This is a genomic window from Vibrio sp. CCB-PB317 (assembly GCF_022808245.1).
Taxonomy (GTDB): Bacteria; Pseudomonadota; Gammaproteobacteria; order Enterobacterales; family Vibrionaceae; genus Vibrio; species Vibrio diabolicus.
This window is the reverse complement of the sequence record NZ_JALGNU010000001.1, coordinates 1284032-1304330: the sequence shown is the minus strand read 5'-3', so window position 1 is coordinate 1304330 and position 20299 is coordinate 1284032. Positions and strand designations below refer to the sequence as shown.

At 41.7% G+C, this 20299-nt stretch carries 15 protein-coding genes and 1 tRNA gene; 6 read left to right on the top strand and 10 right to left on the bottom strand.

The window, feature by feature from the left end; genetic code table 11:
• Positions 1-10: 10 nt before the first annotated feature.
• The gene (gene trpS / locus MTR11_RS06085; RefSeq protein WP_243327140.1) at positions 11-1033 is read right to left on the bottom strand and encodes a tryptophan--tRNA ligase; all 1023 of its coding nucleotides are present in this window, start codon (positions 1031-1033) and stop codon (positions 11-13) included.
• A 600-nt stretch (positions 1034-1633) separates the two neighbouring features.
• Here trpS and MTR11_RS06080 point away from each other — a divergent pair.
• Entirely contained in the window at positions 1634-2590 is a 957-nt protein-coding gene (locus MTR11_RS06080; RefSeq protein ID WP_243327139.1) for an AEC family transporter, read from the top strand.
• 46 nt (positions 2591-2636) lie between these two features.
• Here MTR11_RS06080 and MTR11_RS06075 read toward each other — a convergent pair whose 3' ends face one another.
• From MTR11_RS06075 to MTR11_RS06055, 5 genes are all read right to left on the bottom strand, one after another.
• Positions 2637-3092: a MarR family winged helix-turn-helix transcriptional regulator gene (locus MTR11_RS06075; RefSeq protein WP_237283754.1), complete on the bottom strand. Its 456-nt coding sequence runs from the start codon at positions 3090-3092 to the stop codon at positions 2637-2639.
• A gap of 191 nt (positions 3093-3283) precedes the next feature.
• Positions 3284-6445, bottom strand: a complete 3162-nt coding sequence (locus MTR11_RS06070; protein WP_046874752.1) for an efflux RND transporter permease subunit — start codon at positions 6443-6445, stop codon at positions 3284-3286.
• A gap of 2 nt (positions 6446-6447) precedes the next feature.
• Positions 6448-7587 (bottom strand): efflux RND transporter periplasmic adaptor subunit, encoded by a 1140-nt coding sequence (locus tag MTR11_RS06065; RefSeq protein WP_053807186.1) that lies wholly within the window; start codon positions 7585-7587, stop codon positions 6448-6450.
• Between the two features lie 462 nt (positions 7588-8049).
• Positions 8050-9687: a methyl-accepting chemotaxis protein gene (locus MTR11_RS06060; RefSeq protein ID WP_046874750.1), complete on the bottom strand. Its 1638-nt coding sequence runs from the start codon at positions 9685-9687 to the stop codon at positions 8050-8052.
• A gap of 526 nt (positions 9688-10213) precedes the next feature.
• Positions 10214-11692 (bottom strand): hypothetical protein, encoded by a 1479-nt coding sequence (locus MTR11_RS06055; RefSeq protein ID WP_243327138.1) that lies wholly within the window; start codon positions 11690-11692, stop codon positions 10214-10216.
• 268 nt (positions 11693-11960) lie between these two features.
• On the opposite strand from MTR11_RS06055, the gene MTR11_RS06050 reads away from it, so the two are divergent.
• The 5 genes from MTR11_RS06050 to MTR11_RS06030 all read left to right on the top strand — a co-directional run bounded on the left by MTR11_RS06050 (position 11961) and on the right by MTR11_RS06030 (position 16399).
• Positions 11961-12521 (top strand): recombinase family protein, encoded by a 561-nt coding sequence (locus tag MTR11_RS06050; RefSeq protein WP_243327137.1) that lies wholly within the window; start codon positions 11961-11963, stop codon positions 12519-12521.
• 255 nt (positions 12522-12776) lie between these two features.
• The gene (gene rnhA, locus MTR11_RS06045) at positions 12777-13244 is read left to right on the top strand and encodes a ribonuclease HI (protein WP_243327136.1); all 468 of its coding nucleotides are present in this window, start codon (positions 12777-12779) and stop codon (positions 13242-13244) included.
• 66 nt (positions 13245-13310) lie between these two features.
• Positions 13311-13682 (top strand): hypothetical protein, encoded by a 372-nt coding sequence (locus MTR11_RS06040; protein WP_243327135.1) that lies wholly within the window; start codon positions 13311-13313, stop codon positions 13680-13682.
• Positions 13683-14296: 614 nt separating this feature from the next.
• Entirely contained in the window at positions 14297-15178 is an 882-nt protein-coding gene (locus MTR11_RS06035; RefSeq protein WP_243327134.1) for a hypothetical protein, read from the top strand.
• A 273-nt stretch (positions 15179-15451) separates the two neighbouring features.
• Positions 15452-16399, top strand: a complete 948-nt coding sequence (locus tag MTR11_RS06030; RefSeq protein ID WP_243327133.1) for a hypothetical protein — start codon at positions 15452-15454, stop codon at positions 16397-16399.
• Between the two features lie 119 nt (positions 16400-16518).
• On the opposite strand, the gene MTR11_RS06025 is transcribed toward MTR11_RS06030, so the two are convergent.
• From MTR11_RS06025 to MTR11_RS06010, 4 genes are all read right to left on the bottom strand, one after another.
• Positions 16519-17304, bottom strand: a complete 786-nt coding sequence (locus MTR11_RS06025; RefSeq protein WP_243327132.1) for an SPOR domain-containing protein — start codon at positions 17302-17304, stop codon at positions 16519-16521.
• 115 nt (positions 17305-17419) lie between these two features.
• Positions 17420-19135: a site-specific integrase gene (locus MTR11_RS06020; protein ID WP_243327131.1), complete on the bottom strand. Its 1716-nt coding sequence runs from the start codon at positions 19133-19135 to the stop codon at positions 17420-17422.
• 95 nt (positions 19136-19230) lie between these two features.
• Positions 19231-19318, bottom strand: a tRNA-Ser gene (locus MTR11_RS06015).
• Positions 19319-19461: 143 nt separating this feature from the next.
• A complete protein-coding gene (locus MTR11_RS06010) occupies positions 19462-19911 on the bottom strand; it encodes an L-alanine exporter AlaE (protein WP_005390779.1) in 450 nt (149 codons plus the stop codon).
• Positions 19912-20299: the final 388 nt, after the last annotated feature.

Here is a 20299-nt window from a genome sequence, read left to right as displayed (position 1 = left end):
TACTTTTAATTCAGAACAAATTTAAACCAAATACATCTTTCACATCAAATAGCACTTTTTCGGCTTTCTCGCGAGAACGCTCACTACCTTGTTTTAAAATATCAATCAGCTGCGCTTTATCATTCAAATACATAGCGCGCTTTTCTCGAATAGGGCGAAGCATCTCTTGTAAGCATTCTTCTAACACTTTCTTGGTCAAACCATCACCTAACCCACCTCGTCGATAATGGTCTTTTAGCTGTTCGACGTAATCTTTATCAGGGTGAAAGGCATCGAGGTAGATGAATACAATATTCCCTTCGACTTGGCCAGGGTCCTCAATTTTCAGATGATTAGGATCGGTATACATAGATTTCACTGCCGCGGAAATCTCCTTTTCGGAGGCCCCTAAGTTGATTGCGTTCCCCATGCTTTTAGACATCTTATTTTTACCATCAGTACTCGGCAAACGAGGTGCATCACTAAGTAATGGACGGCATTCTCTAAGAACCTCTTTTCCACCCAGGTAGTTTATTTTTCTTACGATTTCATTAGTTTGCTCCAACATCGGCAGTTGGTCATCACCTACCGGAACCAACGTCGCGTGAAACCCCGTAATATCGGCAGCTTGAGAAATTGGATACGTTAAAAAGCCAGCAGGAATAGAGCGTTCAAAGCCTTTACTCTGTATCTCATTTTTAACCGTGGGATTACGCTCTAAACGCGTAATAGAGACAAGATTGCTGTAATACATCGTTAACTCTGCTAACGCTGGTATTTGAGATTGCAACGTGATCGTGGTTTGTGTGGGGTCGATACCAACGGCCAAATAATCCGCAACGACATTGAGAATATTGGAGGATACTTTTGATGGATTGTGGGCGTTATCCGTCAAACCTTGCATGTCCGCGACCAAGATCGTTTGCTCATGCTCCGTTTGCAATTTGACTCGTTGTTGCAATGAACCGACATAGTGTCCGAGGTGTAACGGACCTGTCGCTCGATCGCCGGTCAGGATAATTTCACGCTGTGATGTACTTTGAATGGTGTTCATATTTATCTCCAAGTATTTAATAGATCGCTACTGGAGATAAAAAGATAAAACACTCTTAGCTACCATCCAGCAGCTTAAGAATGTGAGTATTCCGTGCCGCTCTATTTAGAGCGCCACCAAAAGAAGGTTGTTGATGAAGGGCTAACGTGTATTTTCATGTTTTCAAACTAACAGTACATCAAGCTGAACTCAATCTGTTTTTGTATTGAATTAGCGTAAGTATTCAAAGAGCCTACAGAAACGATTACATTGGTAAAGACATCGCAATGACTAAAGCTGCACCAAACACCGAACCTGAGACAAATGCACAAAGTACGGTTTTGTTGTGTTTCCTTTTCATCGATGAACTCCTATCCATAACCACAATGACCAACCCTTTTATTTAATACGCATGTGGATGCATCACGGCAAGTAGTAAACCAACATATCGCGCATAGAACCAGTACAGCTTTGTTAAACTGGGACCTCGTCCATAACTTGGAATGCAAATGGTTCTGGAAACAACAAAAGAGGAAAATTTCATCACTTTTCTGTCCTGTCTCCCAGAGTTTATGGCTTAATAGACAGCAGGAATATTTTTCTTTTGCTGCGGGTACTTACATGGAAGCTGTTCTACATCAGTTGCAATTCTCTTTGTCGATAACCGGCCCTATCTGCTTAATGTTAATACTTGGCGTGGTGTTCAAACGCATTGGACTGATCAACGATAATTTTATCGAAGTGGGCTCTAAACTGGTGTTTCAAGCTACGCTACCTGCGATGTTATTTGTCAGTATTGTGGCTTCAGAACACGATTTTTCCGCGGCGAGTGGCTTTGTCAATTTCGGCGTCATCGCTAGCATTTCGTTTTTCATTTTCACCTACCTTTCGGTCAAGCTTCTGTTCAAAGCATCACCTGACCAAGGTGTTCTTATCCAAGGTGGGTTTCGAGCAAACACAGGTATTATTGGCATCGCTTACGTTGCCAATGCGTATGGTTCTCAAGGTGTGGCGTTAGCAGCGCTTTATGTCGCGGTCACCACGTTTCTTTATAACGTCCAAGCAGTTATTTGCTTATCTCCCAAGGGCGCAACTTCTGTCCCACAAGCCGCAAAAATGATGGGCCGAACACTGACGAGGAATCCACTGATAATCTCAATCGTCCTAGGGATGGCTTTCTATTTGCTCTCTATTCCAGTACCGAATGTTGTTATTGATGCAGGGGACTACTTGTCCAAAATGACATTACCTTTAGCGCTGTTGTGTACGGGCGGCTCACTCGATTTTAGCTTGATGAGAAAAGAGAAAGGTCCATCTTGGTTTGCAAGCAGTTACAAGCTGATCGTGGCACCCGTAATGATCACTATTGGTGCTTACTTAGTAGGTTTTCGAGGAATTGAGTTAGGTATTCTTTTCTTTATGAACGCTTCCCCAGTGGCAGCAGCCAGTTATGTCATGGCACGTTCTATGGGAGGCAATGCCACATTAGCCGCAAATATCATCGCACTCACTACGGTACTTTCTACCATCACGTGTACGTTGGGCATTCTATTTCTTAAGTTTTACGACTTAATATAATTGATCACCGATAAAGTAAAGGCGCGTTAGATAGCATTAAGATAAGCTACTGGTCGTGATTTGCAAAAGTGAGCTTTCTTACCAAACGAAAAAACTCACTCGCTTCTGATTCAGACAAACAAGCAAAAAATTCTTTCTGTAAGTTCGTCATGATTTGATGCACTTGCTTTAAAGCGTTTGCCCCCTCTTTTGTCATGCTGAGCATTTTGAGACGCTGATTCGATTTACTTTTAGAAACTTGAACAAACCCTCGCTTTTCCAAATTATCCACCATTCGCTTTGCTACACTTCGCTCAGTTCGAACCGCGTCAGCCAACGCTTGCTGACTCATGGGTTGAAACTCTTCCAAAGCGGCCAGTGCACTTGCCATCTCGAGTGTCATTAAATTTTGCTGAGAGAGCTCAGCTTGAGCACGGTTGCGATACATTCGCTGCATCACACCGCAGACAAACATAGGGCTTTGATCCAAAACGGAAATTGGGGAGATTTTCTGATCTTTCATCGTCGTTTGTTCTTCTTTAGGCTTTCATTCGGTCGGAGGAGTAAGCAGATTCTGCATAAGGCAAAACGCTCCCCCTTCAAGTTTGCGTCAAAGACGGTAACCACCAAGTGAAAACATAAAATAAAGAGCGCCGAAGCGCCCTTTTATCGTGTTTATTATCACCAGTATAACTCAGTTACAGCAACCAAGTCTTACTCGCTTTGCTGAGCTGGTTTAGGATTAGTCTCAGACAACTCTGCCTCCGATTCTTTTCTCGCACGTCGATCAAACAATCGCTCAACCACCACAAAGAAGATTGGCACAAAGAATATACCTAAGATCGTCGCACTGATCATGCCACCAAGTACACCAGTACCTACCGCATTTTGACCTGCTGAGCCCACACCTGAACTGATAGCAAGCGGTACTACACCCAGACCAAAGGCTAGCGATGTCATAATAATTGGGCGCAGACGAACACGAACGGCATGCAGGGTAGCTTCGATAAGGCCTGCGCCTTTCTCGTAGTAATCTTTCGCAAACTCAACAATCAGAATGGCGTTTTTAGTTGCCAAGCCGACCGTCGTTAATAAGCTCACCTGGAAGAATACATCGTTGTCCATACTTCGCGTCATTACCGCGAGCACAGCGCCAAGCACACCAAGTGGCACAACTAACACTACGGCGAAAGGTACTGACCAACTTTCATACAAAGCGGCGAGAACTAAGAATACGACGAGGATAGACAGCGCATATAACATTGGCGCTTGGTTTCCAGACAGACGCTCCTCATAAGAGATGCCATTCCAGTTCACCGTAAAGCCTTCTGGTAGCTTTTCTACCATTGCTTCAATTTCTGCCATGGCTTCACCAGTACTGACGCCAGGAGCTGCGCCGCCTTGGATATTCATCGCTGGCAAACCATCAAAACGCTGCAAAAGAGGTGAACCATACGTCCACTCTCCGCTCGCAAAGGCAGAGAAAGGCACCATCTCACCTTTTGAGTTGCGCACGTACCACGAATCGAAGTCTTTTGGCTGCATACGGTATTCCGCATCACTTTGCATCATGACTTTTTTCACTCGACCGCGATCAATATAGTCGTTAATGTACGCCCCGCCCCATGCCGCTGACAGGATTTGGTTGACGTCATTAATGCTAACATCCAGAGCACGCAGTTTAACGTGGTCAATGTTCACTTTGTACATTGGCGCATCTGCTTGGCCGTTCGGACGAACACCGACAAGTTTCGGGTTTTGTGCAGCCATGCCAAGCAGTTGACCTTGCGCAGCGACTAATGCGTCGTGACCTTTGTTCAACGAATCTTGAAGATAGAAATCAAAGCCTGTCGAGTTACCCAATTCTTGAATCGCAGGAGGTGCAAATGCAAACACCAGTGCTTCTTTAATGGTTGAGAAGTACCCCATCGCTCGACCCGTAATGGAAGCTGCATCAGCACCCGGCGCTTCACGCTCTGACCAATCTTTCAGACCGATAAAGGCCATCCCCATGTTTTGGCCTTGACCTGCAAAACTAAAGCCCGCAACGGAGAAGACTGATTTCACGTTGTCTTTCTCATCCACAAGGTAAAAGTCGCGCATTTTCTCAAGTGTTTTTTCCGTCTGCTCTTGCGTTGAGTTAGGCGGCAAAATGGCCATTGAGAATACCGTGCCTTGGTCTTCATCCGGCAAGAATGACGTCGGAAGGTTCATAAACAGCCAGCCCGCACCTGCACTCATTGCCAAGAATACAACCAACATACGACCTGTGCGCTTTAGGAGTTTAGCAACGCCGGTTTCATAGCCAGCTGTCATCGCATCAAACTTGCGGTTAAACCAGCCAAAGAAGCCTTTCTTTTCTAGAAGCTCAGCATCGCCTTTTTTCAGTAATGTTGCACATAATGCTGGAGTCAGAATTATTGCTACCAAAACTGAAAGTGTCATCGCCGCCACAATCGTTATCGAGAACTGACGGTAAATAACCCCTGTAGAGCCAGACATAAACGCCATAGGGACGAATACCGCAGAAAGCGTCAGACCCACACCAATCAGAGCACCAGTGATCTGCCCCATCGATTTTTTGGTCGCTTCTTTGGGCTCTAACCCATCCTCATGCATCACGCGCTCGACGTTTTCCACCACAACGATGGCATCGTCCACCAGCAAACCGATAGCCAGAACCATCGCGAACATGGTTAACGTATTTACGCTAAATCCAGTCGCGTACAAAATAGCGAAGGTGCCGAGTAGTACGACAGGCACTGCGATCGTTGGAATGATCGTCGCACGGAAGTTCTGCAAGAACAGGTACATGATTAAGAACACAAGAAGAATGGCTTCTAATAGCGTTTTAACCACTTCTTGAATCGAGGCTTTGACGAATGGCGTCGTTTCAAATGGGTAAGCAATCTGTAACCCTTCTGGGAACGTAGCACTCAGTTGGTCTAAGCGCTCTTTTACCGCATTGGCTGTCTCAAGCGCGTTTGCGCCAGTACCTAATGAAATACCTAACCCCGATGCTGGGAAGCCATTATATTGGCCTCGAATGTCGTAACTTTCTGCCCCACGTTCAACGCGAGCTACATCTTTCAAATAAACATTCGAACCGCTGGCGTCAGACTTAAGAATGATGTCTTGGAACTCTTCCACACTGCTCAAACGACTTGCAGACGAAATCGTTGCATTCAACAGCTGACCTTCCTGCGCAGGTGCTGCACCAAGTTGACCTGAAGAAACTTGCGCGTTCTGTTCACTGATCGCATTCGCTACATCGATTGCGGTCAAGTTGAACTGCGTAAGCTTAAATGGGTCCAGCCAGACTCGCATCGCATACTGCGCACCAAACGCCTGCACTTGTCCTACGCCAGTTACACGACTTATCGGGTCTTGAATATTCGTTACAACAAAGTCGCCGATATCGTTTTCTGTAAAGTCAGGATCTTCAGAATAAACTGCCACCACCATGAGAAACGCCGTGTTGGATTTATTCACGACGATACCTTGGTTTTGTACTTCCATCGGCAATGATGTCAATGCCAATTGCAGTTTGTTCTGCACCTGTACTTGCGCGATATCAGGATCAGCTTCGCTATCAAACGTCAGGGTAATTGTCGCATTACCGAATGCATCACTGCTCGATGATAGGTAGCGAAGATAATCTAATCCCGTCATATTTTGCTCGATAACCTGCGTTACCGAGTCTTCAACGGTTTTCGCTGATGCACCTGGATAACGTGCACTGATGGTGATCGTTGTCGGTGAAATCGTTGGGTATTGCGAGACGGGTAAATTGAATAATGACATTACCCCCGCCAACATCGTTAGAATCGCGAGAACCCAAGCAAATACCGGACGATCGATAAAAAATCGTGCCATGATTACTCCTGCTCACCGTTTTGGATAGTTACAGGACTACCTGGACCTACCTTTTGTAACCCAGCAGTAATGACTTTATCGCCCGCGTTTAAACCATCAATAATACGCCATTGATTATTGATCGCTTCAGCTGTCTTCACTGGTCTCGCTTCCACTTTGTTCTCACCATTCACCATCATCACTGTTGCTTTGCCTGTCGCATCACGAGAAACGGTATTTTGTGGTATCAGAATCGCGTCAGGGTCAACACCAGTAATAACCGTCGCACGAACAAACATTCCTGGTAGTAACAAACCGTCAGGGTTTGGGAATTCAGCACGAAGCGTCACGCTACCCGTACTTTCGTTCACATTGACCTCGGTAAATTTCATCGTGCCTTTATGTTCGTACGTGCTGCCATCTTCAAGCATCAATGTAACTTGCGCAGAGTCATCTTCTTGCATATGACCCTGGGAAAGAGCCGCTTTTAAACGCAGCAGTTGCGCGGATGATTGCACAATATCAACGTTGATAGGATCAAGCTGCTGAATGGTCGCTAATTTGGCTGCTTGGTTAGCCGTAACCAACGCACCCGCCGTCACACTCGATTTACCGATCACACCGCTAATCGGAGCTTTCACTTGCGTGTAATCTAAATTGATTTTTGCCGTATTGATCTTAGCTTTTGCGACTAGGACCTGTGCTTGCGCTTCCTTGTATGCTGCTTCTGCTTCATCCAAATCTTGTTGGCTGATGGACTTTTTGGTGATCAAGGTTCTGTAACGCTTCACTGTGGCATGGGTCGATTCTGCCGCTGCTTGAGCTCGGATTAATTCCGCTTCAGCGCTCAGCAAATCCGCTTGAAATGATGAATCATCAATTTGATATAGGGACTGTCCTTGTTCAACAAGGCCGCCTTCAACAAAATTTCGTTCTGAAATAATGCCTGTAACTTGCGGACGAACTTCCGCTTCTTTGAATGCACGGCTACGACCTGGCAACTCAACAGTTAACGCTTGGCGAGTTGGCTCCACCGTTAACACTTCAACTTCGGTTGCGGGCGCAGGACCACTACCTTGACTCGATCCTTCTTCGCTAGGTTGACATCCAACCACAAAAAGGCTCGACGCAATCAGCAGAGATAGCGTGGTTTTACGTCTCATGAATTTTTCTCTCTTTTACCTACAAGCCTTCAAGATTCCTTGCTAAAAACTTCTAGAATGACTTAATGATGACTAACGGATGTATATCCAGAACAAATTAATTAGGATGATAATTACCCAGTGTTGTACATACAACAAAATTTACAGTTCTATACGCTTACGAAAAACGTTTATGGTAAAGGTGTAATGAAGTTCTCAAATTTGAAGATTTTGGGTTGGAAATCACACTTTCCTGTGAGCAATTGCAATGGTTAAAAAGCAGCAAAAGTGATGATAAAAGCATCATCACGCTGTACAGAGTTTGTCACCGCTGTCTAGGATTATTTACCCCTCTGGTATACAAAGTTAAGTAAAAGAGGAATGTAAATATAGTCGAGCCTTCACAAATCAGGTTCGACCCTTATCTAAAAAATAACCCGCTAAGAAGCGGGTTATTTCGTCAGTGAGACTGCAGTTCTCAGCTTATACTTTGAACTGACTAACCTGATGATCTAAGCGCTGGGTTTGCTCTGATAACATGGCTAAAGATGCTTGCGCTTGGTTGACGATTTCCACAATAGATGTACTGCTATCTGCAATGCCTTGTACGTTGCTATTTACTTCGTCACTTACCGTACTTTGCTGGCTTGCAGCCGTTGCAATGTGTGTATTCATCTCGTTCATACGTGAAATCGCGTTCAAGATTTCAGAAAGGGATTGACTCGCCCTCCCTGCCGATTGAATTGTTTCATCACTGCTATTTTGGCTACCACGCATCACTTCTACGGCTTGTCCCGCACCAGATTGTAGCTTTTCAATCATGGTTTGGATTTCACCCGTACTCTGTTGTGTGCGACTGGCTAACGAGCGAACCTCATCTGCTACAACAGCAAAACCTCGCCCTTGCTCTCCTGCACGAGCCGCTTCAATCGCTGCGTTAAGCGCCAATAAGTTCGTTTGCTCTGCGATACCACGAATGACATCCAATACAGAAGCAATGTTACTCACATCATGATCCAATGTGTTAATGACGTGGCTTGCACTTTCGATTTCACTTGCGAGGCTACGAATTGAGCTAACGGTTTGATCCAAAATAACATTGGTATTGGTAAGTTCATCATTCGCTGTTTGGCTCGCAACCGCAGCTTCGTTAGCGCTATCGCTGACATTTCTGCTGGTGACTTGCATTTCATGCACTGCCGCTGCTACCGCCTCGCTGTCTTTTTGCTGTGAAACGGTCGAGTTCGCGATGGTCGTGGTCAACGAGCTAAGATTTTCCATCTCATTACGCAAGGTATTCGAACTTTCAATTACTTGAGAAACTGTCGCTTGGATTTTAGACACAAACTGATTAAACGCGTTCGCTAAATTGCCAATTTCGTCTTGTGTTTTCACATCGATTCGCTGGCTTAAATCACCTTCACCAGAAGCAATTTCTGTCATCGCATTTTTGATATCGTTGATAGGCTTCACGACGGTTTGCAACAACAAAAACGCCATCGCAATAGCGGCCAGAATAACAATCACAATGCCCGCTTCAAGAATTACCTGAGCTCTTGTTGCGGCTGCTGAGATTTCATCTTTCAATAGGCTTTGTTTTTCTTCTATCGCATCTTTCACAACATTCAGTTGCGCTCTTACCTCGATAAACTGATTTTCAAAGGTGTGTTTGTGTTCGTTGTAGTAACCAAGCCATTGTGATTGAGGTAAACGCAACATCGCTTCATAACTCGCCAACCATTTTTCACCTAGGGAGACAAGCTTTCTCACTTCATTACCGTGCGAAGAAGGCATCACGCCAGCTTGCGATAGCTCAATCATTTTCTCCATACGAGGCAGCGCTTTGTATGCGTTGTCTTTGTATTCACCGATGTGGTGGTCAATATCGGTTTGAGTATCAGAAAGAGCAACACCTTGGATTGCAGATGTAGCTTGGTAAAGATCGCGGTAAGCATCCTCAATCGTTAATAAGTTCGGCACTATCTGTTCGTTAAGTGTTTCACTCAACTCAGATTGTTTCCAACTTGTCATAACGTTTAATACAGAGCTCACAATAAACAATCCAATAATCAGTGACAGCGGAATCACTATCTTCTGCTTGATCGTTAAGTTCTGGAACATGAATAGACTCTCTTTAATTATGGTATACAAATTGCGAGAAATTATATCAAACAAATAGAGTATCCCATTAGGTAAAAGACTCTATTAAACATGATATCTGATGACTTTTTGACAAGCGTTCTAATTTCAACAATTAATTGATTTTATGGAAAATTTAATAAGGAACGCTCATCACAACATGCGAATAAAAACGCACTACCTGTACGGAAAATGTGTAACAAAAGATGAATAAAAAAGGAGGCTTTTTGAAGGGCTTGCCGACTCAATGAGTAATTGAGAACCAATACGATATACAGCTCTGGGATTGAACTTGTCGCGTAATACGAAAAAGCCCCAGCATTTCTGCTAGGGCTCAAATGTGGCGGTGAGTGAGAGATTCGAACTCTCGAGTGCTAGCTACCAAGTTTAAAACAATTAAAATCAACAACTTAAATGTAAACCATCTAGAGACTTTGTACCACCCTGTTGTACAAATAAGTTCAGCATAAAATCGGAGCATCTATAGTTCACATGAATTGTCTTATTTTCAGCCTCTTTTGAACTTCCATCGAATGGCTAAAGCAGATAAGGCAATACATCCAATAGATATTAAACTGTTTATCACACCAAAAATAACATATAGATAATTTACTGTCCCACTTTCTTCAATATTAAATGAAATATCTTTTAGTGTAGAGAATGGTTGTAAGACCTGCTTAATTGTTAAAATAAATGATCTAAAAACCAGTTCCCAATCAATAGGTAAACTTGGTGAAACTATAGGTGATAATAATATTGAGTTGGTCAAAGAGAAGAATATAATTGATAGAGATAGTATGATAAGAGGTCTAGTGTAATTAGTTCCATAATTGGATAAAGCCAAGTAAAGATAACTCAGGCTAAAATATTTACTAACACCGTCTTTTATATTCATTATGCTTTCTTGCTCTAAACCAAAAAACATACCTTCTAAATCTCTATCTCTTTGAGATTCCATTGCAAAACGAATATTCCGGTAACAAGAAGCATCATGAACCCCACTTCTACTTTTAAAATACTCCTTTTTAGGAAAAATACTACCACTAGGTATATTGGCTCCTAAAAGCTCAGGAGGGGTATTAAAAGTAGTATTAAGTAGTGACATTTCATGAACGATATTTTTATATCTAAGAGATAATTTATCCACTTCTGATTCAATAATGTTGATATTATAAATATAGTTATTCTCATCATCACTTGCCGTGTAAAACTCAAGAATACCTAGAACTGATTTTTTAATATCAACATTCTCAATCCTCTTTTTAAAAAAGTAAAGGTTCATCCCTTTAAGTTTAGAGTCAAAAACCTCAATGTTTTTAATAACAGTGTTTTTACTAACATTAAAACTTACTAAGCCTGATAGGGATTGAAATAGATCCTCATGATTATCCTTATCAGTTACTTGTGATTTTTTTATAATTATTTCAAGATTATCAACATCTAGAACCTCGATTTTCAACCCAGAGATAAATCTACAATTACCAAAAAACAACGATATATTTTCATTAGCCAAAATGCATCTATATGTAAACTTATCGATAAAGACAACATTAGTAAACTCAGGACATGAAATAGAATGACAATTAAAATGATGAAAAGCACAATTTTTAATGAATGGTGACAAATTTAAGTTAGAAAACAATTCTTCTTCATCAATATTTTCAGGGACTTCTTCTATAAATGAAAACACTCTACAACAAATTTCTTTAAGAGTAACATTACCAAAAATAAAATTCTTCTTGCAATTTTTAATACCAAAATAACGACCTTTTTCAAGACCACATATCTCGATTTCTTCATTGAAACTGCAGTATTTAAATTCAATGCTACTTATTGATTCAGGGATAACCAACTTTGACATGTTAATACCCACACCCTTTACTATCAGGCTAATATCATCATGACTTTTAGTAACTTTAACTATTTCACCCCAGACGTCATCATCTAAATCAACATCGATAGTTAAAGATTTATTAACAATTTCCATAATTATTTTATCATCCCAAAAATACCACAATAAATGATAATACTATATTTATATAATGTGTAAATATATACCTTTCCACTTCATCAGAGATTCAAGACCTACATCAGAGTCCAGTTAATATCTATTAATACAACCCAAGCACACGTACTCATTAGGTATACCCATATGACTATGGTCAAACACTGATCTAACAGTACCCATTAGGGTTGATTTGCATTTATAGGTACTATAGCCTTAAGCACTTCTAAGAACCAAACGGGTACACTCAGTGGCACACATAGCTTATCTAAGGGTCTCTACTGTAGACCAGAACACAGACCGTCAACTTACTGATACTGGTATCTCATTTGATAAGTCTTTCACTGACAAGTGCAGTGGTGGCTCAACTAAACGACCAGCCTTAACGGAACTGAAGGAATACGTAAGGGATGGAGACACCATTCATGTACATAGCATTGACCGTCTAGCCCGTAACTTGGTTGATTTAAAGCAGTTAGTAAATGGTTGGAATGAACTAGGTGTGAGCGTTAAGTTCCACAAAGAGAACCTTAGCTTTAACGCTGGTGGCAGTGACCATATGTCTGAGTTGATGCTGAATATGCTAGGGGCTGTTGCTCAGTTTGAGTTAGCAATGATTCAAGAAAGGCGTCAGGAAGGCATTGAGAAGGCTAAAGTGGCTGGTAAGTACAAAGGTAGACCTAGTAACGAAACGAACCACCAGCGGATCATAGAGCTACGTTCTGAAGGGGTATCACTGCGTAAGATTGCTTCTGAGGTTGGTGTGTCTTTGTCCACCGTTCAGAGAGCATTAGCGGCTAATACGCCGTGACCAAGTCACTTCATAAGGGGAAATGTGCCTAAAATTCCTGCAATCAGAAACTTTTTTTCAGAATTTTTCAGCATTTTTTAGCTCAAATGTTAATCAAAATAATTGGAGTCTACCTAATTTTCAATTGCTTAAAAAAGTTAGTTCCGCTTTGTTGACTAATAACGAAGTGGAACAATTGATTGTAATAACAATAACTTATGTATAATCTCCACCTCGATCTCTAAAAACAAAAAACAAAACGAGCAAGGAGAAAATATGACAACTAAGAAAGAAATTCCTACGACGACAGTTTACTACGCATACCCTGACGGTGCGTGTATTACTCAAACTAGACTCGGTGGCTGGGGTTATGTGCTAAGCAGAGACGATATGGTAAGAAAAGGCTCAGGGGGTGAGCTACAAACCACTGGGAACAGAATGGCACTAACAGCGGTAATCAAAGCCTTAGAAGAGTTTCAGCGTCGTCGCCCTAAGAACCCTATTGTGGTTCGTTCAGGGAGCCAGTATGTGATTAAGGGAATCAGTGAGTGGATAACTAACTGGAAACGTAACGGGTGGCGTACCGCCTCTAAGAAGCCTGTAGAGAACGCTGATTTATGGCAACAGTTAGACTCTTTAAATGATGCGCTGAACGTATCTTGGGAATGGATTAAGGGTCATAGTGGAAACCCACTTAACGAGAAAGCTGACGCACTAGCTCGCGCTGCAATACCAAAGCCGTAATAAAGCAGCTTACAAAATTGACAAGGAATGTCTCATTTAACAAAAGTATTTTAAGAAGGGCTAAGAGTGATTTCAAAACTAGTAATCGTCTTAAAGGATTACTCTCAAACTTTTTCTCTTGAAGATTTGATAGCGGGAAACCCCGATAGTTTCAATGATGAAAAGCAATTGAAGATAGTAGATTTACAAAAACCATTTGCTTTCCACGTGGACGTAAATATCAGCGTAAGATTAAGGAATCTAGCCCCCGAGTATGCCGAGCTTAGTTATCATATAGATTGGTTAATTGATAAACTTCATAAGCTTGGGTTACCCAAAGACAACATAGTGGTGACGAGTGGCGCTTACTATATATGGGATGGAGATAAAGGTGAGAATGAGCTTGGCTTTATCATAAAGGCGGCAAATGCCGACTCTCCTCTAAAAAAACACTACTGATAGAGCTAAGAGTGTTTTCAGTTTTCAGTTTACAGTTTACAGTTTAAAAAACACGCTCTGGTAAAACACCTTTTGTGTAAAAGTAGGGAGACGATGCAATCGTAACACTTTCCCTACACCTCCTACCCTCCCCCCTATACCTATAACCACCAGACTCACTCTCTAAAATTATTTAATCTAAGTGGTTAATAGTTAGTGGTTAACACGATAAGGATAATCTTAAGAAGAGTCATTTGGTTTTCTTTCCCTCTAATCTGTTTCTTACCAGAGTTAGGGGAAAAATCCCTGTTAGTGGAAAATTCCCGAAAGGGAGAACACCGGGAAATTTAGATTATGAATCAGAAAAACTTCTGACTAAACGCTCAACCTTTTGATTAAAAGAATAAAAATATTGTTCATCAATTAACTTAAACACATTCCTGCGCATATGTAATTCTTAATGCTAGCCGTTGAGCATGCTTTAAATCAGGTTTATGCGATGAATTGCCCATATACAGGTCATTTTTTAGCCTAACCTTATTGATACTTTACCACTTAACAATACATGCGCATTGCATAAACTCTGTTATTGCACCCAGTACACTTTGTCTAAGTTGCTCCACTTGGAGGTATATATGAAATCAAACTCAATACTTGTATATGCTCTAAAGGCACTTCCAACTACAATTTTAGTATTCTTAGCTGGTCTCTTTATAGCTAGTCTCTTTTTTGTTGATTCAAATAAGTCAGTTACGCCAGTACCTCACTCACCACCAAGAATAGTAAGCACTGCAAGTGAACGGCACGTAGAAGATGAAATAAAGAAGCTAGATGCCTTGCTTCGTGAAAGAGAAGCCTTGCTTCTTGAAGAAGATGAAAGAAGGAAGTTAGAAGCCTCGCCTCGTGAAGAAGTAGAACCACGAGTAATGCCACCACAACTACGGGGCAGTAACTCTACAGATTCAGAGCCGAAGTCTATAGAGTCCGATGTAGAAAATGCACTTAGGAGTATGCTTGATGCTGTAATAGCATACAATGTCCCTGAAAAGCCTATCAATATAGATAGCTCACATCAAATTCAATTATTACTAGACCTCAACCGTACAGTTGAAGAACTCAAGCAATATATACTTAAGCAAGGGGAAAGGGAAGGTGCAGAAGTTAAAGTAAGCAGAATAATGGAGGCTACACTTTCTGGGGATAAATTTTCTATTACCTCAATAACACCAGACATACAAGCCATATCAGAATCTATGCCAACTGAATGGAGATGGGAAATTACCCCAAAAATAGAGGGGAAACATAACCTACACTTAACTTTGGTGGCTTTGCTAGATATTAACGGACGACCTACCGCACGCTCTATTAAAACTTTTGATAGAGTTATTGAAGTTGAAGTCACCGGAATACAGAAAATTACTGCTTTTGTATCAAATAATTGGCAATGGCTATGGGCAACCATCTTAGTTCCTGTCGCTGGCTGGATTTGGAAGCAGAGAAAAAACAAATCACAATAGTCGGTACGTCTGTTTATTTGAGATGGTAGCTTAAAGTCCAATTAGCAGTCTCACCGTCTATATCACCAGCTCCTAGACAATGGAATTCACTAATTTTAAGTGAACGTAGTGAGACGATGTAATCGTAAAGGTACACTCCCCCCATACCTCCTGCACCTAGTAGAAAGCTCGTGCAGACATATTCAAGTTGTGTAGAATGCGCAGCCCCATCCGTGTCTAAATAAATAAGAACTAAGGCTTAGATAGCCACATAGAAGCATTATGAATGAATACATGCAAAGTAGCAGACGTACAGAGTTAGACCCACGTACACTGACTCTAGACCCTGCTATGCAAGCCCGTGATGTTGAGTTAATCAAAGACAAGCAACTCAGAGCAGCACAAGAGATCAAGCAAGCAGCACAGGACAAAGAGATATTAGAAGACCTACGAAACGGGCAACCTATCCGCCAAGCAATTACGGTCTTTGAGGTTGAAGGGACGTTCTATGTTGTTGATGGTTTTCACCGTACAGGCGCTTGCCTTACACACCTTAAGGAAAACCCAGACGCAGACCTATTTATCCCCGCTCTACTGGTAGAAAATAGAACCTACCAAGAAGCCTTTACACAAGCACAAGAGGCTAATCAATCTCATGGTGTTGGGGTTACACAGGATGAGGTGATGCAATCTAAGTTCAGAGCTTTGATTGTGTCTAAACAATTTGAGCTAAGTGTCTCTCAAGTAGCCAGTGCTGTTGGGTGTAGCCGTGGTCAAGCTAATCATATTGCAAGAGGTCTAAAGGCTTGTGGAGAAGCTCTTGGGGATTGTATTAATACAGAGCTAACTGACTTAGAAACCTTTACAGAACAACTGAAGGAAGGGCTAGAGTGTAATTACGATCTACCCCAAAGCGCTTGGGATTCTAAAGGCTTCCCAAAGATTAGACGTTTATCAGATGCTATTACTGGTAAAGATAACTTACCAAGTGATATGAACAATGATGAATGGGAGCAGCATCAAATCAAAGGAGCCTCAAATGATATCAGCCGTATCTTAGAGACATACGGAGCGGATTACTTCAGAGAGGGCTTAAGGAAAGCCGTTAAGGGCAATGGTCTAGGAGTCTCCGTATCTCTACGCAGTAAGTGGCTAGAGCAAGCTGGGTCTGTTGAGGGGGATGATGCCCCTAAAGGTTGGGATTCTTCTATGGTAGTAGTATCTGAAGACCCTGACTTCTAGAAGTCACATTGAGAGCCTGTAAGCCTTATGTCACGGGGTCTACAGGCTATTCTTGGTCGGAGTGTACACGTGTGTACAGTGAGAAAAACTTAGGGTGTACACAACAGGGTAATCCTTGGTCAGGCAGGTGAGTTCTTAAACTTAAGTTTTTGAGCTGTGGAACCAGTTATAGACTGTAACTCCAATATTTCATTATCTATATCTTTTGGATTCTGGCTTTTAGGAACAACTATCACTCTTGTAAACTCAGTTTCTTGACGAGTATAAGCATCGTAACCTCTGCGTCTCAAATCAGCAACCAAAGCAATAGCACTGTCATGGCTCCTCAGAGCAAGCAACTGAAGAATGTAATCCCCATCCTTGATTTCAAAGCTATTATTTGTCGTTTCTTTGGCAATTCCTTTACGAATATATCCAGTCAAAACTTGAGATAATTGGTCTTGTATTACTTTTAGATAAAAGAGTTTTGAGTCAGCATCTGTCCCACCAACAACTAACCCACCGTGATTTAAATCTTCAACAATAGCAACCCCTTCCAACTCCGAACCAAATCTAATATCTGAGTTAATAGCGTATCCAGTTTCAAAACCAGATTTGTTAGCTAAACGAAGGCAAGTGATTGTGACAGTGATATTTTTTGACTTATTTCCAGCACTTGGAACAAGGTTAGCCCTAAGAAATTCACCTTCTAGACGACTCTCTACATCACTATAATTGAAAGGACAATTAACACCTACAGAAGTAAACAACCCTAAATTGGTAGGTAGTTGGTTATTAGTTTCTACGAAAGGAGACTGAGCGTAAGCCAAGTTACTAGACATCACTACTAACAATAAAGCTTTCAACCACATCAAAATATTAACCTTAAAATTTATATTGGTATTTTGAGCAATGTTAACACACACAGTGAATGCTGGATTAAAACAAAAAGGTTACAAACGGTTAAGCCTGATAGCGTCATCTAGAGCTTAAATATACAAGGGAGCCACCACAATCTAATAGCTCCCAAAGATACTTCGTTTACAAGAACTGTAGTCTATTTAGAGGTAAGCTTGGCAAACGGTCTAAAGCCGCTTTTTTAGTCTTGAGATCAACGGTACCGTAAGATGCGCCAACATTAGAAGGAGCATGACCAGCAATTGAATCACTAACAGTATCTAATACCTCTAAACCTCTTAACTGAGTCCTCAACGTATGCCTAAATGAATGAAAAGGCTGACTTGTATTGATGCCCAAAGCTTTCACCTGCCTGCTCCACCACTTACCTAAAGCTGGAGACCGCTTACCATGTTTGTTACCTTTCAATTCAGGGAATAAAAACTCTGAAGAATCCTTTACGTAATCCAGAAAGCCCAGCTCAATTACATGGTCGTGTATTGGCACATGTCTAAGTGAAATGTTGTTCTTAACACTCTGGTCATCACCCCTACGTATGTTTATGTAGTGAATCCCATCATCAGACATTACTAAATCTGACTTACGAAGCTGAACCATCTCTTCTACCCTAGCCCCTGTATATCTACATAGAATTGGAACCCAATAACATGCCATCCCATACGGCTTTGGAGCATGGGGGTTATTAAAAATATCAGCTTTAAAGAGTAAGCTCACCTCAGCAGTAGAATAGCCCTTACCGTCATCAACTTCTGTCTTTCGTTCAAGAGTAGCAACAGGTACACCTCTGTGGGGGTTTACATCAATCCAACCAAGCTCAATAGCATAGCCAAACACAGCAGAGGTCTTTCTTAGGCAGTTCTTAACTGTTGTACGGGCTATGGTCGGAAGACCTTTAGCTTTCACCATCTCAATTTGAGCTTGTAGAGATTTTCTCCTAACAGCCTTTTCTTTGGATTTAGGCAACTGGAACAAAGTATCTCTATAGTCAGCAATATGACTACGCTTAACCTCAGCAACGTCAATATCACCAATGATTTCAATAAGACGCTCTATTTGTAATGTGACTTCATCAAGGGACTTAGAGTCTTTACCTTTAAGAGTTTCAGACTCAACGTACCGTTTAAACAACGCTGAGATGGAGTTAGCAGATGGTCTAGCCTTAGTTCGTGATGGCAGTGCAGCCACAGGAGCCTTAGGAGCTACTGAAAGGTGGTTATTTGAAATAGGGTTAGTGATTGGGTCAAAGCCAAAGTCACGTTTATGACGAGCTCTACACAAGGCTTCTATACGGTGAATATAGTGGTAGAACGCAACAGCTAAGCGACGAAATGAATCACTATTGGTAGAAACGACCAAGCCCTCACGATCTAACTGTTCAATGATGAAACCTTCTAGGCTGTCAGTAAGCTCTTGAAGTTGTTCTTCTGTAGCAGTTTCAATTTCTTGACCACATATAGGTAATGTGTCAGATAGACCAAACTCATGAATTTTACCGTTATTAGGGTCACGAGTAGTCGTTAAGAAACTATGGTAATCACCAGAAGTATCAACTTCAGTTTTAGCGTGCTCAAACCAACGCTCAGCTATAATTGCGCAGTCTCTAACATTAAGCTCAACATTAGACGCTTCTGATAGTTTGAGTTTTGCTAGCTCTAGTTGGTTTTGGGCATCTTCTAGATGCTGACCAAATAGGAGTTTTGCTTCACGGAGGTTTTTAGTTCTTAAGGAGGTCTTGAAGACGGTCTTCCCAATTAAGGGAACTAAGGCTTTGGGAACAGCCATGCGGAAGTAATAGACTCCCGTTTGGGGATGTTTATATGGGGACGTCATAATGCTCATTTGTACCTACCCTTTGTACCAGTAGGTAGCTACGCCAGAAACAACTAAGCCCTTGTAACATAAGGCTTCCTTACACTACAAGGGCTCACAGAATGTGGCGGTGAGTGAGAGATTCGAACTCTCGATACGTTGCCGTATACACACTTTCCAGGCGTGCTCCTTCAGCCACTCGGACAACTCACCGAATCAATTTTGGTTAGCATCATTGGCTAACGAGGCGCTAATTTAATGATTATGTGCCTGATGGTCAAGGCTAAACATAAAAAAAAGCGCCCTTTTCCACTCGATTGCTCACTAAGTAACTAAATTGAGCAAAACTGGGTCATTTAGATACTTTGAGAATAACCGGGAACACGGAACCAACGGCGGCACATGTCCAAGAAGTACCCATACAACACACCCATACCGCAAGAAATAATGGCGTTACTTGTCACCGCGGTCACTATTTGGTCTGTAGACGCACCAACTGCGAATAAAATTCCTGCATAAACTGGAGACTGAAAAAGCACATAAGCGACCAGATCAGATACGTTTTTCATAAATGAAGACGGCGATACCTTGTTGCCCTGACGTAGCACCCAATCACGAAAAACGCCATACGGCCAAGCAATAGCAATATTCACTGGAATAGATAGTGTACGTGATGCTAAAGATTGCTCAAACGTCATCCCTGAAATCAAAATCTCGACAATCATCCCTGTGATAAAGCAAAAAACAACCATAGCAAAGGTATCCGCTGCGGCGTGACGAATACAAAATGGTCCGCGAGACTTCATTAACCAACCCCTAAAATTAAATACCACCAACAATAAACAAAATAAAACTATCAACCATCAAACAAATAAATGACCAGTTAATAAGGCAATTAAATCACATAAAAAGCAGCGTATGGCACTGTATTTGAAATCAAGTTGTAAATTTATAACCATTTTTTAAAATGAAAGTAGTTTTTTTCACCACCAACAACTAAAAACGCCTAAAATGACGTAAAAATGGTAGAAAAATACGGATTTAACTTACACAAAAAGTGGGATAAGTGATTGTTTGGATGGAGGGTTAGGATAAAGTTCGGGGAATAAACGATCATTCTAATAACTTATGCTACTGAGTTGTAAAAATTCAGAGTATTCCCGATGTGAGCGCAACTGAGAGCCGCACCGTTTC

Coding starts and splice junctions, on each gene's coding strand:
- MTR11_RS06035 (WP_243327134.1), top strand. CDS start 14,297: ATGAAATCAAACTCAATACTTGTATATGCTCTAAAGGCACTTCCAACT.
- MTR11_RS06065 (WP_053807186.1), bottom strand. CDS start 7,587: ATGAGACGTAAAACCACGCTATCTCTGCTGATTGCGTCGAGCCTTTTT.
- MTR11_RS06030 (WP_243327133.1), top strand. CDS start 15,452: ATGCAAAGTAGCAGACGTACAGAGTTAGACCCACGTACACTGACTCTA.
- MTR11_RS06010 (WP_005390779.1), bottom strand. CDS start 19,911: ATGAAGTCTCGCGGACCATTTTGTATTCGTCACGCCGCAGCGGATACC.
- trpS (WP_243327140.1), bottom strand. CDS start 1,033: ATGAACACCATTCAAAGTACATCACAGCGTGAAATTATCCTGACCGGC.
- MTR11_RS06060 (WP_046874750.1), bottom strand. CDS start 9,687: ATGTTCCAGAACTTAACGATCAAGCAGAAGATAGTGATTCCGCTGTCA.
- MTR11_RS06080 (WP_243327139.1), top strand. CDS start 1,634: ATGGAAGCTGTTCTACATCAGTTGCAATTCTCTTTGTCGATAACCGGC.
- MTR11_RS06075 (WP_237283754.1), bottom strand. CDS start 3,092: ATGAAAGATCAGAAAATCTCCCCAATTTCCGTTTTGGATCAAAGCCCT.
- MTR11_RS06055 (WP_243327138.1), bottom strand. CDS start 11,692: ATGGAAATTGTTAATAAATCTTTAACTATCGATGTTGATTTAGATGAT.
- MTR11_RS06070 (WP_046874752.1), bottom strand. CDS start 6,445: ATGGCACGATTTTTTATCGATCGTCCGGTATTTGCTTGGGTTCTCGCG.
- rnhA (WP_243327136.1), top strand. CDS start 12,777: ATGACAACTAAGAAAGAAATTCCTACGACGACAGTTTACTACGCATAC.
- MTR11_RS06020 (WP_243327131.1), bottom strand. CDS start 19,135: ATGAGCATTATGACGTCCCCATATAAACATCCCCAAACGGGAGTCTAT.